Origin of the sequence: Microcoleus sp. B4-C1, assembly GCF_036705285.1 — a bacterium.
GTDB lineage: Bacteria > Cyanobacteriota > Cyanobacteriia > Cyanobacteriales > Microcoleaceae > Microcoleus.
This window is the reverse complement of sequence record NZ_JAUBUC010000005.1, coordinates 97,814-111,188: the sequence shown is the minus strand read 5'-3', so window position 1 is coordinate 111,188 and position 13,375 is coordinate 97,814. Positions and strand designations below refer to the sequence as shown.

Here is a 13,375-nt window from a genome sequence, read left to right as displayed (position 1 = left end):
TCGGGTAAGAAGTTAGGAAACAAGAGACTTGAAACTGTGGATTTTTGTCCAATCGAAAGTATTTCCGATGTAACTGTCGAATAAATGAGTGTCACCGCGAAACAAAACCTTGTTGGCAGAAAACCAATGACTTTCACCCGTGGAATCTCTAACTAAGGTAAAGGAACGGGAATAGCAAGGAACAATCGGTAATTCAATTGTGCCAACTGCCCAACCTGGACACCAAACATTTCCATAGTGAAAGAAACAGTCTTTTGGTTCAGGAAACCAAGTAATGTGTTCTTCAGTGATTTTTAACGTTTCCATAGAATTACCAAACAATTGCACTGAAACTGTTGATTTTCTCCCAATCGAAACAATTCGCTGCGTAAGTCTCAAAAAGATGAGTTTGACGATGATTGCTGTGTCGAATGGCAACATTATTAGCCGTAACCCAATGACAGCCACCTTCAGCATTACGAACCAAAGTCAAGAAACGGGAATAGCTAGTAGGGATGGGAAGCTCAATTTGACCGATTGCCCAGCCAGGACACCAGAGAGAGGGATTGTACAAGAAGTAACAATCTTTGGGTTTCAGAAACAAATCAATGTGTTTCTGAGATGTTTTCTGTTTTTCCATCGTTTCCAGTGTTTCTATCGTTTCCATTGTTTTTGTTTTTCCTTAATTCAATTTCTGCAACAGCTTGATTGAAAGCTTCATCGGTAGGTTCTTCAATGATACCGAGAGAACAAAACCATCGGAGTTGAATAGTTCGTCCGCCTCGGCAAATAGTTTTTTCCGCGCTGTGGCATAAGTGCTGGGAGCCGCCATTGAGGAGTTGATCGTAATAGTATGTAAGTCGTTTGGGAGGAAGAGGGATTGGTTTCTTCCCACCAAACGGGCAGGTATGACACGGTTGTTCGGGTACATTGTAAGCACTTAAATCTCTTGCCATGTGTTTTATGGTTAGTATGAGTTCTGACATCCCAGTAGCATGAGAGGTCAGTGGTCAGTAGTTAAACAGATTCTGCAATTTTATATGCTGATAGATTCTCATAGTTAAAGAGCAAAAACATCATCACCCCAAAGCGAAGCATAATGGTTTTCTTTTGCCCTGGATTGTTAGCTCGTAAGAAGCGCCAAAGCTGACGTAGCATTTATTTATAAATTGCTGTGATTTGGTTCGATTTGTTATAAAGAGCTAAGAATCGATCGAATAGATAGGCAAGGTGAAGGCGACAGTTTCCGAAACTCGGCTAAATAAACCTTCATTTACATCGAAAAGCTAAGGAATCTGTGACAGAATTTCCAAATTCTCCTGATTTCCATTCATAAACTCTCTAGTTTTTTTAAGAATCACGGTCATCAGTTTGGTATAATTGTGACAGTAGCAGTTCCATATTTGGAAACATTACGACCGGGAGTGTGGGGTTTGGCAGAATTCCATTGAGCTAAACTTACCGCAGCGATCGTCCAACTAATCTTTAAATCCGTGCCACAACTCGAACTTTTTCCGCAACCCAAATCCAGCTATGCTCAATCTCCTCAACTAACAATGAGTTGTGAGGCTCTGCATTCTTGGAAACAGCGCATCTTTGCACACCAACAATCTGCAACCGCCTCCCAACCACAACAAGGAACACTATTTGAGTTAGCACCCCATCCCTGTCAAGCCACTAGCATAGACCCATTTACTCTGGAACTGCACAATCTCTCCTTTTGTGAGAAACCAGATTGGGGCGATCGTACTTGTCTCTACTTCGTTATTGACAACGAACTTCCATTGTTGTTGTATGTAGGAGAAACAGAGCGTACTCCTAAGCAAAGATGGATGAGCCACGATTGTCACAGCTACATTGAAAATTACATAGAACTGCATCGGCGTTATTCCTTGAAGGTGAGTGTAGCCATAGCATTTTGGTACGGGGCTCCAGTTAACCGGAAACAGCGACTGCAACTAGAATCAGAGCTTATCTACAAGTGGAAGTCGCCATTTAATAAGGAATGCTGGCAGTGGTGGGGACAACCGTTCGGTAAGTAAAACTGCTAGAATTTGGTATTTTAAAGTTAGAAACCATAGCTATCCCCGAATAAAACATGGAGCGATTTGAATTTCAGCTAGTAATGCTGCAACAAGGAGCAGAGGAACTAGAGAAAAAAATAGCTAACTTCAGTACCATTTTGCAGCAGTTAAAAACGGCAGCAATTACCATTTGGGTAGCGTTGATTGGTTGGGTGTTTGCCAGCAAAATAGATGCACTGGTTCCCCTGGGATACGTTATAATCTTTGGTTTTTGGTTCTTAGAAGCTACCTATTGGAGGGTACAATTTTATTATATGCAAATAGCTGCTGCTGTTACCGAATTCTTGAATGATGAAAGCGCATTAGATGACAGTTTTAATACTCGCTCAATTCCCAAAGGTCTAGTTCACCCGCTTGGTAGCTTGAACACACTTAAAATGCCTTCTTTAGGGAGAGCTATGGCTGCTCCATCAATCTATATTTTTTATACCTTTTTGTCGGCTGTTAATTCGATCGTTTGGTTGATAAGTCTTAAAATAGCTCTCTAAATCTCGCAAGATACCCTCTGCTGTTATTATCAAACTATTGTTGTACCGATGAAGGTTATAATCTACACCACCTCTCGTTAAAACGAACCTTGCACTTCTAAAGAGTAAAATCTAGTATCAACCCAACTGTTATTCAGTTACCTGCAACTACCAATTGATTCAAAAGAGAGGAAACCAGCATGAGCTACTGTGGTAATGAAGATAATTATATTTTGACTCGTCTTGAAGCTGCCACAACTGTATCTGAGGTTTTAGATGTATTGCAGCAGTGGTATATCTGGGGCAATTATGATGGAACGGGTGCTCAGATATTGACTAAACTGGGTGATATCGGTCAGGGCGACTTAGCCGCTATTGCAGCACTCTCCAAAAGCTCGATGGGTAATATTGTAAAGACACGTTGTGCAGCCCAAAATGCTCTATCCAATTTAGCTAAAAAAGGAGATGTACTAGCGAGTGAAGCGCTAGATAAATCCCTAGCCTATTGGCAACAAAAATCTTGATCCGTAATCCCAATCGATCGAACTCTTAAGTACAGCTAAGATTAAGCTTTAATTTTGAGTGACAGCCATCGCATACTAGGAAGTAGACGCATCTCCACCGACCAATGAAAAAGTACATCAACCTAGTCACCGCCCTCATCGCATCGCTCAAGCCCAAATCCAAAACACCCATAATCGACACTTACGGTGAATCCACGCTTAACCAAGATGAGCAGCAAGCTTTGATGGAATGGCTGTTTGCTAGTTTGATGGGTGCTGGCTACTTCGGCAAAGCTCACCTAATCTGGGATGACAGTCAGGATAGAGAGCGGGAGATATTCACAGCATTGATGAGAAATGAGCCAATTTTTCTGTATCGCCAAGGAGCGCGACCTTCACCAACGGTTGAAGGATATGGCTGGCGGCTGATTGGCGAACATCCGAGTTTGAGGGTGTATGAGTTGGTGGTGGAAGTTGAAGGAGAGTAAAGACGATCGATATCGCGACCGACGAAGAAAGTTGCCAAGGTTGCCGTTACCTAACCAAACCGATTGAATATATCGATCGCTCCTGTTCTTGGCAAAGCGATTGATTATTCAGCAAATTCTAGATAATGATGATGTATTTGTCACATAGCAGGTTGGATGTTCTGTTTGCTGGTAATTTGTTCAAGTGCTGTTAAACCGAAGCGCAATAAATCCTTATTTCAGATTCCAGCCTCTTGTTTCTAGCTGAATATGTGATTTTGGTTCTACTGTTGAAACCGTTCACTGCCAGAATAGCCGTCAATTATTAATTCTTTTTAGCCTAGAAAACCTTTAGGAGCAAGCTGTCTCATCAAATACCTTTGCCTATGTTAAGAAATAAAACATTACAGAATAGGATTCTGTGGCTTGGGATACAAATATAAGCAGTAACATCTATTCTTTGATTTGTTTCTTAATAGCGAGGTCTTCCAATGGCGATCGAACTTTCAAGTCTAACGTTTACCAACCGAGCTGATGTTGTCCTCGCGTCGGGAGTGGAGGAAATAGTCAATACGGGTGTCGCTAACACTCTTGCGGGCAACGATATAATCACTGGCACTGGCACTGGCAACAGTATCAGTGGCATCTATAACATCGGCACACTCAATACCGCCGATGGTAACGACATAATTACTGGTATCCGCAATCAAAATGAAAACGAACCCACGAACCCTTTGAGTGCTGGCATTCGCAACGAAGGAGGCATCATTAATACTGGGGATGGTAACGACATAATCACGGGCATCCACAACCAGAAAAAAGATTCCTTTTTTGGTGATGGCATTTACAACGGCAACAGAGGCATCATTGATACTGGCGATGGTAACGACACCATCACTGGCATTAGCCAGGAGCAGGGAGGCGTGGGAATCACAAATCAGGATGGCATCATAAAGACTGGCGATGGTAACGACATAATCACTGCTATTGGTCGTGTTGGCCTCGCCAACATTTCAATCCTCGATACTGGTGATGGTAACGACACAATCACTGGCACTAGCACCGCTGAATTTGGCATCGGCATCCTCAACCAATCGGAATTTATGGATACTGGCGATGGCAATGACATAATTACTGGTACTGGCTTTGTCAGCATTGCCAACACGATAGGCAGCATTCTCAATACTGGTGATGGTAACGACACAATCACTGCCATTGGCATCAGAGATGGCATCGAGAACTACGGTATCATTAATACTGGTAAGGGTAACGACTCCATCATTGCTGATGGAGGTTTTGGTGGAGATTTCGTCGGCAATGGCAGCGTGTTTTTAGGAGATGGTAAAGACTATCTCAAGGGTTTCGGTAGCGGTAATTTCGATGGTGGAAACGGGAAAGACACACTGGAGTTAACGTCAGGAAGTTATACCGTTGGAATATCGGGAACAGGGGTCAACTTCACCAAGGATAGCATTATCATGAATACTTCTGGGTTTGAAGAACTCATAGCTGGTAGCACAAAGTATGACTTTAGCCGTTTAACCAACGGTCAAACAATTTTTGTAGCCTAGCAGTATTTGAGAAGTAGAGGACAGCTAGTTAAGAGAAAAGTTTGGCTGTCTTGAAAAATCCTTTATCCTATTGAGAAGAATCGACCCCACATTTCTTGTCCCTCACATGAGTGAGCGATCGCCTCTACACACCACAACTCACCCAGCGTCATTACCACAAACAGTTTCAGGAGTTTCAGGAGTTTTGGGATTTCCAGAGCGATCGCTTCCAAGTCCGCTGTCCCAACGCAGCAATTGTGTATGCCACCTTTGTAAACTCTGGTTAATTGTCCAGTAGCATCGGCTCAAACTGATGAAGTTGCAGGTGGAAGTTGAAGGAGATTGAGGGCGATCGATAGCTATAAAAACAAGAAAGCCCCAGCCTTAAACCGAGGCATTATAAACCATTATTTCAGCTTCAAAGCTCTATTTTGCACGCTTATCAGCAATCTTTCAGCAGTTTGTTGGATGGCATCATCCGGGTGCATATCCTGAATATCAATCAATCGCACTGCCGTATCTTCCACTTCCTGAAGCAAAATCAATTCATCCGGTGTTAGCGCATCTCGTAGGTTGTCAGGAGTAACGCCCAAGTCTTCAGCTAGTTTCTTAGCTTTGCGTCCAAACACAACTAAAGTTACTCGCTGACTGGCATTGACGTAGAGCCACTTACGGTTGTTTTCAGAGAGTTCGGGATGGCGATCGATGTAGCTTTTGATGGCATCCGTGAGCCGTCGGCGGATGCGCTTACCTTCTAGCCGAATCCTCATTAACTCTTGTCGCTCTTCCTCTGCTCGCTGTACTCCAAATGCACTATCGGCACGCCGTTCGATTGATTCAGCAGCACAAGCACCCAACAAACGTGCTGCCGTCACATTCCCAACAATTGCCTCTTTTGTCCAGTACGCAACTGCTAAATCAATGGGAATAATATTTATCTGGACATTGTTTCCCTTGATTGAGGCTTTCTTACTGCGAAAACCTTTATAGGGTAACGCTTCTGGGCTTTTAGAGACCAAAAAGTCGCCGAACGAAACTTTTGTTTTTCCAACAGCCTCAGCTACCTGGGTTTGGCTCAGCACATACTGAACGTCGGGCAGCATGAAAACTTCCAGGGGAATGTTCCCCAAGTAAATCGTCGCTCTTTCTGCTAGCATATTTGGTTGCACCTTTGCGAAATGGTGATAGCGAGCGCTTCCTCAGATGTCCAGTCGGTAGAGGCGCTCGCTTTTAAATTATACTATAATTGTATGTCATACTTGTTCAATGCTTGGCTAGTGTGACTTGAAAGAATAAGACATACTAAATAAAAATGAGAAAAAAAGGGCAACCGCTGACGGAGTACAACGAAATGAAGACGCGCATTACGGTTTCCATTACGCCAACTGCGGTCAATGGCATAGATGCGATGGCAGATTCTCTAAACATTTCCCGATCGGAATTACTCGAAAGGATAGGGCGCGGGATGCTGCAAGTGAGTGCGGTGAACCAGGAAACATCAGGGGATTAGGGCATTCGTATTTTTTCTTTATTCTCAATGCAATTTGTTAGCATCAACCATTTAAAATCATTGCCACCATGACCGAATCGATCGCCGACCAACTCTCTTCTGCTTCCAAAAACTTACTCTTCCTCAGCGAAACCGATGCCCCCTTTGAAGTCATTACCTGGTCGGCACAGGGAGAGTTAACTCCGGCGAAACTTCTGCAACTGACGAATCATCCACCCGATGCTCTCGTAAAAGTAGTGAGCGTTGATGATTTCTTTGCGATCGCCACCCAAGAAGAGGATTGGCACGATGAAGAGGAACGGGAAACAGTGAAGCGCTTTCAGAACTTGGTGAACACACTCAAGCAAAACCTATCCCAGTTGCAGGTTTACCGAGTGGGGAGCATTGAGATTGATGCGTACATCATTGGGGTGACGGACGGTGGCGGATTGGCGGGGCTGTCTACGAAACTGGTGGAGACTTGATTGCAACAGACAGGGTGAACTATGATTGTTTGTTAATTATTGAGTTATAGCAACCATCATTAGAGCCAGGAACAGAGGTTGTAATATGAGCACGATCGGCACAGTATTTAGTTGGCTTGCTTCTCTTTACTGTTTGGTTATGATAGGAATTTTATTATTTTTCTCTTACACAGAGGGCAAGCCATACCAGATGGGTATTATAGCTTCCTTTTTTATGTTCCTAATTGTTTTTCCTCCCCTCTGGTCTTACCTCGATCGAGAATATAATTTCAGGATTAACTGGCTAATCAAGTTTATTCTATTCATCGCTTCTTACGGATTCCTAATGCTAAATGTTAATGCAGTTGGTTAAAAGCCTCAAGCAAAAAAGTAAGTTGTATTCCTTTTTTACTGACTATCAACTTTACTTTCAATGACTTGCTGAATCTGGGGCGACACATTAGATAAGAAATTCAGCCCCGTCTCCCGTTCAACTCTTGCCACGGAAACTCGAAAGCTTTTCCATCCTTTGCCTTTGACGCTGGCATCGTTGGGCATCATCACAGCGATCGTCCTCGTGTCGGCTGTAACTCCCTGCATCCCTAATCCTTGTCTATCCATCACCACGATAACTTTCCAATTTCGAGACGGCACTGCAATCTTCTCCTTTTTGCCGATGCTGCCTTTCCTCCCTACGGGCCCCGCTACTATGTAAAGTTCCTTGCCCTGCTGCACCAATTCGCGACAGTAATCTTCTAAATCACCCCACACACCTCTGTTAACTTCTGGCACTTGAGGCATCATGTTGGTCATCAGGAATGTGCTGCTGTTGTCGGCTTCGTTGCGGGTACGATCGGCACTGGGTGCAATGTGTCCCCGGTCGTAACCGCTTCCCGTGTAATCGTTGGGTCGGACTTTGTACCAAGTCGCGGGTAGGGAATCATCGGGGCGGAAGTTGTCTTGGCGATCGGCTGCTCCAATCCAAGATTTATTAAGCTGCCATGAAACCCAGTTGGCGGTCTTAGTCTTACTGTTGTAAGAAAGCACGTACTGGGGTTTTACCATCAGGTAGTTGTCGATGTTGGCAACACTGGGAGCTGCATTGCTGGGATTGCCCAGAAGTAAGTTGCGGTTGTTGGTTGCCGAAGCGATCGGTGGCTGCGTTGTCGGTTTCTGCACTCTTGGTTTAGGAGAAACAGGCGTTCGTGAAGATGGCGGGGCTGATGTCAGATTGCAGCCAGCCATCATCCCCAAAATCAGAGCGATCGCCCCCAACTGCCATATTTTCTTCATGCTGCACCGCTCCCTTATGAGTCCAGTGCCAGCTTACCAACATACGCACCCAACAGTACACGAACTCAAGAATGCAGCGATTGACCGAAAAGGTAACTGCTGCAAATAAAAGAAAAAACTCTCAACATTCAATCATTCAAATGTTCAAATGTTCAAATGCTTAAGTGTTTATCTTAGCGCTAAGCTGCTGGAGGTATTGAGCGACCGACTTTTCAACCAGCTCGCTGATTTCTTCACCTGATTGCGCGGCAGCAGATTTGAGGTCGCGGTGCATTTGTTTGGGCAGGTAAACCGTGGCCCTGACAAAGTTTGGGTCTTTGCTTTTAGGCAGTGCGGGCGGGGGTGCGGGGGCGATGTCAGGTTCCCCAGGTTTGAGTTTCTTGGCCTTCAGTAAATCATCAAAGCGGCTCATGGCAATATCTCCTTGCCGACAGCGGCATAACAACCCCAAGCAGCTTTGGCATAAGGGTCTTTGATAGCGTTTACAGGAACCCCGGCGAGGGCAGCTTTTTGAAATACTGCTAGCCGCCTGATCTCAGCTTTGAATATCGGCAACTGGGCTTTCTCGATGGTTCTCCGAGACTCTATCCCGACTTTACTCGGAGCAGGTGGGATGAGGGTGAGCAAAATGCGGTAATTCGATTTTAGGGAATGCAGAGCTTCCACCATTTGCAACATCGCAGTGAGGGCCATCGCATCGGGAGAACTCGGCAAAATCAGCAAGTCACACCCTTCTGCTACAGTTTTGAGTTCATCGGGGTCTGGTCGTGCAGGTGTGTCGATGACAATATGTTCGTAATCTCTGGCATATCGCACGCCTTGCTTTTCATCCACCACTTTGAACGGTAGGGAACCACGAGCACCCCAATCCAAAGCACTGCGGTTGAGGTCGCCGTCTACCAAAAGCGTGGGCGCTTTGGTTTGCAAGTAAGCTGCCAAGTGCAGCGCTGTAGTTGTCTTTCCGACTCCGCCCTTGAATGAGGCGATTGTCACGATCATAGGTTTATCGTTACGTTGATTAACTCAACTTTACTGCCTCATCATCTAAATGTCTAGACATTTGAATGATTGAATGTTTAAAATGATGCCGTATTGAGCGAGTTATAGGGCGGGTTGGCTCGGCTAATTAAGGATAACAACGTAGCGCTCGGTTGTAGGCGATGAGAGGCGGTGGAGCTTCCCACAAATCAAAGCAGCTACATCGTTCTACCTTAATCTGGATTCGGATGGTAAAAGTTGCCCTTTTTGTGCCATGCTCTTGAACCAGGATCTCGCCGTTTGCTCCATTCAACAAAGGAACTGCTGCCTTGAGCAGCAGCACTTTCAATAGTTTCGGCACTTACTCCCAACCGTTTTGCTAGGTCAGCAGCTTTCAGGGGGCGCAGTGTTATTTGTGGCTGTTCTGCTCCAAAGTTTTTGGGAGAAGTTTTATTGAATTGGCGTTGAATTTCTGCTGTTTCCAAAGCTGCGACTCGCCCATGTAAATCGGCAATTTCCGATCGCAGTTGGGCGAAAGTTTCCCTGGTTTCGGAAGCTACCGTTTCGGCCGAGAGCGCTGGGACTGCTTCAAAGAATTGCTTGATGATTTTGGCGAGCGCGGCACTTTCCGTTAGAGATTGCTCTACCATGTAGTCGCGCAACTTTTGGTGGTAGTCGGGTGGCAAATAGCCCACAATTCTGATGTTCTTGGTTGCCATTGGCTCTGGTTCGGGATGGAAAAGATGCTGACCGGAGTATGCCGTTACTGTGCTTTAAAGGCATACTGTAAGCGGCGCTATTTTTTCTAAGGTATGCCTGTGTGTGCTACTATAGCACAATCAATTCTTAGTATGGGTTTTAACGGGGTTGTCATCCGTCATATCTACTACTTTGAACGGCAAGGAACCCCGCGCTGCCCAATCCAACGCACTGCGGTTGAGGTCGTCATCTAGCAACAAAGCGGGCGCTTTGCAAGTAAGCCGTCAAATGCAGCGCTGTGGTAGTTTTCCCGACTCCGCCTTGAATGAGGCGATTGTTACGATCGTAGGTTTAATCCTGAGTTCATCTGAATGTCTAGATGATTGAATGTTTAGATGATTGAAGTCTAGAAAAAGCTATCTATATTTTCCAGGCTCAGGAGCTTAGCCAGAGCGATCGAATCCTTTTGTCAATTTTCCAGAAAGTGTTCAAATCAGTCGTTCATCAAAAACAAGTGATTGCTGATTCTGGGGGGCAAGCAGCTACGGTGTGGGATTTGGGCGGTCAACCTGGCAAAGATTCTGGTAAAGAGTACAGCCGATTGTTTAAGGAAATCATGGGAGCGCTGACATGAGTACCAAGAAACGCAAACCACTCGGTAGCGCGATCGAAGAATTTGTTTTTGGCGATCGGGAAGCTGCACTCATACCAACAGAACCGGAAGCTGCATCACCAACGCCCCCAGAACTTGTATCGCCACCACCAACGCCCACAGCATCTCTAACACCAGAAGCTGCATTGCCAGTCGCAACACCACCGCAGCCACCAGTATCAGCACCAGAACCTGTACCTATTCAATCAAAGGAGCGTAGCCTTATGAGTAAACTGCAAGCACCCGATAAAGAAGCTACGGTCAGGTTTACTGTGGATATGTCCGAAACTCTGCACCGTAAACTGTCGATGCTGGCAGCCAGGACAGGGCGCAAGAAAGTGGATATTGTGCGGATGCTGTTGGAGGATGGTTTGAAAGAGATTGAGGGATAAGGATTCTTTGGATATTGATGGCGATCGCTGTACTTGGAAGGTGGTGATCGCTCGGAGGAATTGACTGGGTTAAGAAACAGAAGTTTTCCCAACAAGTGGGGAGCTTCCAATGAAAACTTGGTATCTCTTGAACTTTGAGGATCGCCCGTTTCCATTTAATTAGCGTTAATTTCCGTAGCTGCGATCGGTTTTTTCCATTCAACCAGTTTTACAAGATTTAGGTTTGCAGAATCCTGAGATTGTCAAAACAGCGGACGATCGGGTTTTGGTGACTCCATAATAAGCGATCGTGTCTGCCCCAATTCTCGTAGAGGCTAGTTTCACCAACCCTCTATGTCAGAAACCAACAATATAATAAACCCGCCCCGATTATGGGGCTTTTTTTGTGCTTGTTAATCCTTCGCAATTCGGATTAATTGCTGAAATTTGAGTTGTAAAAGTTTGTGTTTGAAGTTTTCCAGAGGTTGAAAACTTAGAGCTTTTAGCACTACAGAAGGCTCTGATTTTTTAATTTCTGTTTGCGGTGTCGTGTGAAGTCGAAGCCTCCTTCGATTCCGCATTAATAGAAGACTTCGACACACTTTGTCTTAGCTATGTATTTCTAGCAAGTGACAAGTTAACTTGCTAGACAGTGCCGTAACCCTTCGGCTGGGGGATAGGACGATGCCTTAAAGACGTTACTCTATGCGGTAGAGGCGTCCCCTAAAGGCATCCCCCCAAAACTAGGCTATTAGAAATCTAGTCTTTTGTCAACAGCTATTTATGGTTGCCCTTAAACTGTCGCATTAATAGAAGACTTCCACGAATTTTGTTTTAGCGTTTCCATTCAATTAGTTTCCCCAGCGAGTGGGGAGTTATTGAGTCGATCGCCCGCTACGGATTCAAGTCCGCTTGGTTTCCATTCAATTAGTTTCCCCAACAAGTGGGGAGGACATGGACGGTGAGGTATGCCAAGATTTCTGACACCGGGTTTCCATTCAATTAGTTTCCCCAACGAGTGAGGAGAAGATGACCCAGAGTTAGAAGCGGCAATGACTATAATGTTTCCATTCAATTAGTTTCCCCAACAAGTGGGGAGGAGGAGAACAACTAGAAATTCAAATGACAGACCTTAAAGCTGTTTCCATTCAATTAGTTTCCCCAACGAGTGGGGAGGATAAGAGAAAAGAAGTTATACCTACTAAATATCTCATGTTTCCATTCAATTAGTTTCCCCAACGAGTGGGGAGATATCATGCTGACTGTCTTAAGGGAACTCTAGCTTTGTACGAAGTTGTTCTGGTCAACGCCCAGGGCCGTTTAATTGTTTCCATTCAATTAGTTTCCCCAACGAGTGGGGAGTGAAACGCCAGCGGTGGAGTTTTCGGCAACTCCAACAGTCTTTCCATTCAATTAGTTTCCCCAACGAGTGGGGAGAGCGAGGGAATTCAGGCTATTTTAGACAGCTTAGAATCCCTACTTTCCATTCAATTAGTTTCCCCAACGAGTGGGGAGATTTTTACGGATTCGTTGAGCAAAAAGGAAATTTCTTTCCATTCAATTAGTTTCCCCAACGAGTGGGGAGCCTTATCGAGCGGAAATACTAAGTGCCTGGTTCTCCTTTCCATTCAATTAGTTTCCCCAACGAGTGGGGAGTAATATGGTTAAGTTTAATTTTATAGGTCAACTTTCCATTCAATTAGTTTCCCCAACGAGTGGGGAGTAAACTTTTTGAGAATTCAGCAAGGAAATTCGGCAAAAACTTTCCATTCAATTAGTTTCCCCAACGAGTGGGGAGCGTACCGGCGATTGACAAAGGCTATCACGCCGGCGGTAAACAACTTTCCATTCAATTAGTTTCCCCAACGAGTGGGGAGTTAGAATTCCAGTACAAAATACCAGCGGTTTTAAACTTTCCATTCAATTAGTTTCCCCAACGAGTGGGGAGACATAAGCTACTGATAGCCAAAGAGCTAAAGAGAATAACTTTCCATTCAATTAGTTTCCCCAACGAGTGGGGAGTGTTACTCACAATTTACGCTCACATTTTACAGTCAACTTTCCATTCAATTAGTTTCCCCAACGAGTGGGGAGTATAAAGGAAGTAGTAGACGGTCAAGTGTACTTATGCTTTCCATTCAATTAGTTTCCCCAACGAGTGGGGAGGTTTACAATTCATGAATCGCACAAAGGTTTTGATAAAAAAGCACTTTCCATTCAATTAGTTTCCCCAACGAGTGGGGAGTCAAAATATTCTCAACCCTAATAGGTTTAGCACTAAAACTTTCCATTCAATTAGTTTCCCCAACGAGTGGGGAGCGATACTGGTGAGTGTATTTCTCTCCTGCCATCAGCACTTTCCATTCAATTAGTTTCCCC

The 13,375-nt window shown here is 44.7% G+C and carries 18 protein-coding genes and 1 CRISPR repeat array (1 of these 19 only partly in view); of the genes, 11 read left to right on the top strand and 7 right to left on the bottom strand.

Features of this window, described 5'->3' with window-relative positions; all coding sequences use genetic code 11:
* Positions 1-12: 12 nt before the first annotated feature.
* Positions 13-306, bottom strand: coding sequence for a hypothetical protein (locus tag QUB26_RS03480; RefSeq protein ID WP_333316711.1), 294 nt, complete (start codon positions 304-306; stop codon positions 13-15).
* Between the two features lie 4 nt (positions 307-310).
* Complete coding sequence (locus tag QUB26_RS03475) at positions 311-646, bottom strand: hypothetical protein (RefSeq protein ID WP_333316709.1); 336 nt, start codon at positions 644-646, stop codon at positions 311-313.
* 826 nt (positions 647-1,472) lie between these two features.
* Between QUB26_RS03475 and QUB26_RS03470 the strand changes: the two genes are divergently transcribed.
* From QUB26_RS03470 to QUB26_RS03445, 6 genes are all read left to right on the top strand, one after another.
* Positions 1,473-2,021, top strand: a complete 549-nt coding sequence (locus QUB26_RS03470) for a GIY-YIG nuclease family protein (protein WP_333316708.1) — start codon at positions 1,473-1,475, stop codon at positions 2,019-2,021.
* A 56-nt stretch (positions 2,022-2,077) separates the two neighbouring features.
* On the top strand, positions 2,078-2,551 hold the full coding sequence (locus QUB26_RS03465; protein WP_333316706.1) for a hypothetical protein: 474 nt from the start codon (positions 2,078-2,080) through the stop codon (positions 2,549-2,551).
* Positions 2,552-2,730: 179 nt separating this feature from the next.
* Positions 2,731-3,054, top strand: a complete 324-nt coding sequence (locus QUB26_RS03460; protein WP_333316704.1) for a hypothetical protein — start codon at positions 2,731-2,733, stop codon at positions 3,052-3,054.
* 104 nt (positions 3,055-3,158) lie between these two features.
* The gene (locus tag QUB26_RS03455) at positions 3,159-3,521 is read left to right on the top strand and encodes a hypothetical protein (RefSeq protein WP_333316702.1); all 363 of its coding nucleotides are present in this window, start codon (positions 3,159-3,161) and stop codon (positions 3,519-3,521) included.
* A 470-nt stretch (positions 3,522-3,991) separates the two neighbouring features.
* Positions 3,992-5,071 (top strand): hypothetical protein, encoded by a 1,080-nt coding sequence (locus tag QUB26_RS03450; RefSeq protein WP_333316699.1) that lies wholly within the window; start codon positions 3,992-3,994, stop codon positions 5,069-5,071.
* Between the two features lie 110 nt (positions 5,072-5,181).
* Entirely contained in the window at positions 5,182-5,337 is a 156-nt protein-coding gene (locus QUB26_RS03445; protein ID WP_333316697.1) for a hypothetical protein, read from the top strand.
* A 120-nt stretch (positions 5,338-5,457) separates the two neighbouring features.
* On the opposite strand, the gene QUB26_RS03440 is transcribed toward QUB26_RS03445, so the two are convergent.
* On the bottom strand, positions 5,458-6,207 hold the full coding sequence (locus QUB26_RS03440) for a hypothetical protein (RefSeq protein WP_333316695.1): 750 nt from the start codon (positions 6,205-6,207) through the stop codon (positions 5,458-5,460).
* Positions 6,208-6,362: 155 nt separating this feature from the next.
* Here QUB26_RS03440 and QUB26_RS03435 point away from each other — a divergent pair, with 155 nt between their 5' ends.
* A complete protein-coding gene (locus QUB26_RS03435; RefSeq protein WP_333316693.1) occupies positions 6,363-6,560 on the top strand; it encodes a ribbon-helix-helix protein, CopG family in 198 nt (65 codons plus the stop codon).
* Positions 6,561-6,628: 68 nt separating this feature from the next.
* On the top strand, positions 6,629-7,024 hold the full coding sequence (locus QUB26_RS03430; RefSeq protein ID WP_333316691.1) for a nuclease A inhibitor family protein: 396 nt from the start codon (positions 6,629-6,631) through the stop codon (positions 7,022-7,024).
* Between the two features lie 387 nt (positions 7,025-7,411).
* On the opposite strand, the gene QUB26_RS03425 is transcribed toward QUB26_RS03430, so the two are convergent.
* The 4 genes from QUB26_RS03425 to QUB26_RS03410 all read right to left on the bottom strand — a co-directional run bounded on the left by QUB26_RS03425 (position 7,412) and on the right by QUB26_RS03410 (position 9,993).
* Positions 7,412-8,296, bottom strand: a complete 885-nt coding sequence (locus tag QUB26_RS03425; RefSeq protein ID WP_333316689.1) for a DNA/RNA non-specific endonuclease — start codon at positions 8,294-8,296, stop codon at positions 7,412-7,414.
* 160 nt (positions 8,297-8,456) lie between these two features.
* A complete protein-coding gene (locus QUB26_RS03420; protein ID WP_333316687.1) occupies positions 8,457-8,708 on the bottom strand; it encodes a CopG family transcriptional regulator in 252 nt (83 codons plus the stop codon).
* Positions 8,705-9,295 carry a ParA family protein gene (locus tag QUB26_RS03415; protein ID WP_333316685.1) on the bottom strand — a complete coding sequence of 197 codons (591 nt, stop codon included), beginning with the start codon at positions 9,293-9,295 and terminating at the stop codon, positions 8,705-8,707. Before QUB26_RS03415 ends, QUB26_RS03420 begins: the two co-directional genes overlap by 4 nt.
* 212 nt (positions 9,296-9,507) lie before the next feature.
* Positions 9,508-9,993 carry a hypothetical protein gene (locus QUB26_RS03410; RefSeq protein WP_333316683.1) on the bottom strand — a complete coding sequence of 162 codons (486 nt, stop codon included), beginning with the start codon at positions 9,991-9,993 and terminating at the stop codon, positions 9,508-9,510.
* A 148-nt stretch (positions 9,994-10,141) separates the two neighbouring features.
* Between QUB26_RS03410 and QUB26_RS03405 the strand changes: the two genes are divergently transcribed.
* The 3 genes from QUB26_RS03405 (at position 10,142) to QUB26_RS03395 (ending at position 11,017) form a co-directional block, all read left to right on the top strand.
* On the top strand, positions 10,142-10,360 hold the full coding sequence (locus QUB26_RS03405) for a hypothetical protein (protein WP_333316681.1): 219 nt from the start codon (positions 10,142-10,144) through the stop codon (positions 10,358-10,360).
* A 97-nt stretch (positions 10,361-10,457) separates the two neighbouring features.
* Positions 10,458-10,607, top strand: a complete 150-nt coding sequence (locus QUB26_RS03400; protein WP_333316679.1) for a hypothetical protein — start codon at positions 10,458-10,460, stop codon at positions 10,605-10,607.
* Complete coding sequence (locus tag QUB26_RS03395) at positions 10,604-11,017, top strand: hypothetical protein (RefSeq protein WP_333316676.1); 414 nt, start codon at positions 10,604-10,606, stop codon at positions 11,015-11,017. Before QUB26_RS03400 ends, QUB26_RS03395 begins: the two co-directional genes overlap by 4 nt.
* A gap of 818 nt (positions 11,018-11,835) precedes the next feature.
* Positions 11,836-13,375: a CRISPR direct-repeat array (repeat unit 36 nt; unit sequence CTTTCCATTCAATTAGTTTCCCCAACGAGTGGGGAG); it runs 2,263 nt beyond the window's last position.

What these genes read in the sequence shown, in the direction of transcription:
- QUB26_RS03410 (WP_333316683.1), bottom strand. Translation starts at nt 9,993, where the DNA reads ATGGCAACCAAGAACATCAGAATTGTGGGCTATTTGCCACCCGACTAC.
- QUB26_RS03455 (WP_333316702.1), top strand. Translation starts at nt 3,159, where the DNA reads ATGAAAAAGTACATCAACCTAGTCACCGCCCTCATCGCATCGCTCAAG.
- QUB26_RS03440 (WP_333316695.1), bottom strand. Translation starts at nt 6,207, where the DNA reads ATGCTAGCAGAAAGAGCGACGATTTACTTGGGGAACATTCCCCTGGAA.
- QUB26_RS03425 (WP_333316689.1), bottom strand. Translation starts at nt 8,296, where the DNA reads ATGAAGAAAATATGGCAGTTGGGGGCGATCGCTCTGATTTTGGGGATG.
- QUB26_RS03480 (WP_333316711.1), bottom strand. Translation starts at nt 306, where the DNA reads ATGGAAACGTTAAAAATCACTGAAGAACACATTACTTGGTTTCCTGAA.
- QUB26_RS03420 (WP_333316687.1), bottom strand. Translation starts at nt 8,708, where the DNA reads ATGAGCCGCTTTGATGATTTACTGAAGGCCAAGAAACTCAAACCTGGG.
- QUB26_RS03460 (WP_333316704.1), top strand. Translation starts at nt 2,731, where the DNA reads ATGAGCTACTGTGGTAATGAAGATAATTATATTTTGACTCGTCTTGAA.
- QUB26_RS03450 (WP_333316699.1), top strand. Translation starts at nt 3,992, where the DNA reads ATGGCGATCGAACTTTCAAGTCTAACGTTTACCAACCGAGCTGATGTT.
- QUB26_RS03435 (WP_333316693.1), top strand. Translation starts at nt 6,363, where the DNA reads ATGAGAAAAAAAGGGCAACCGCTGACGGAGTACAACGAAATGAAGACG.
- QUB26_RS03415 (WP_333316685.1), bottom strand. Translation starts at nt 9,295, where the DNA reads ATGATCGTGACAATCGCCTCATTCAAGGGCGGAGTCGGAAAGACAACT.
- QUB26_RS03475 (WP_333316709.1), bottom strand. Translation starts at nt 646, where the DNA reads ATGGAAACGATAGAAACACTGGAAACGATGGAAAAACAGAAAACATCT.
- QUB26_RS03395 (WP_333316676.1), top strand. Translation starts at nt 10,604, where the DNA reads ATGAGTACCAAGAAACGCAAACCACTCGGTAGCGCGATCGAAGAATTT.
- QUB26_RS03430 (WP_333316691.1), top strand. Translation starts at nt 6,629, where the DNA reads ATGACCGAATCGATCGCCGACCAACTCTCTTCTGCTTCCAAAAACTTA.
- QUB26_RS03465 (WP_333316706.1), top strand. Translation starts at nt 2,078, where the DNA reads ATGGAGCGATTTGAATTTCAGCTAGTAATGCTGCAACAAGGAGCAGAG.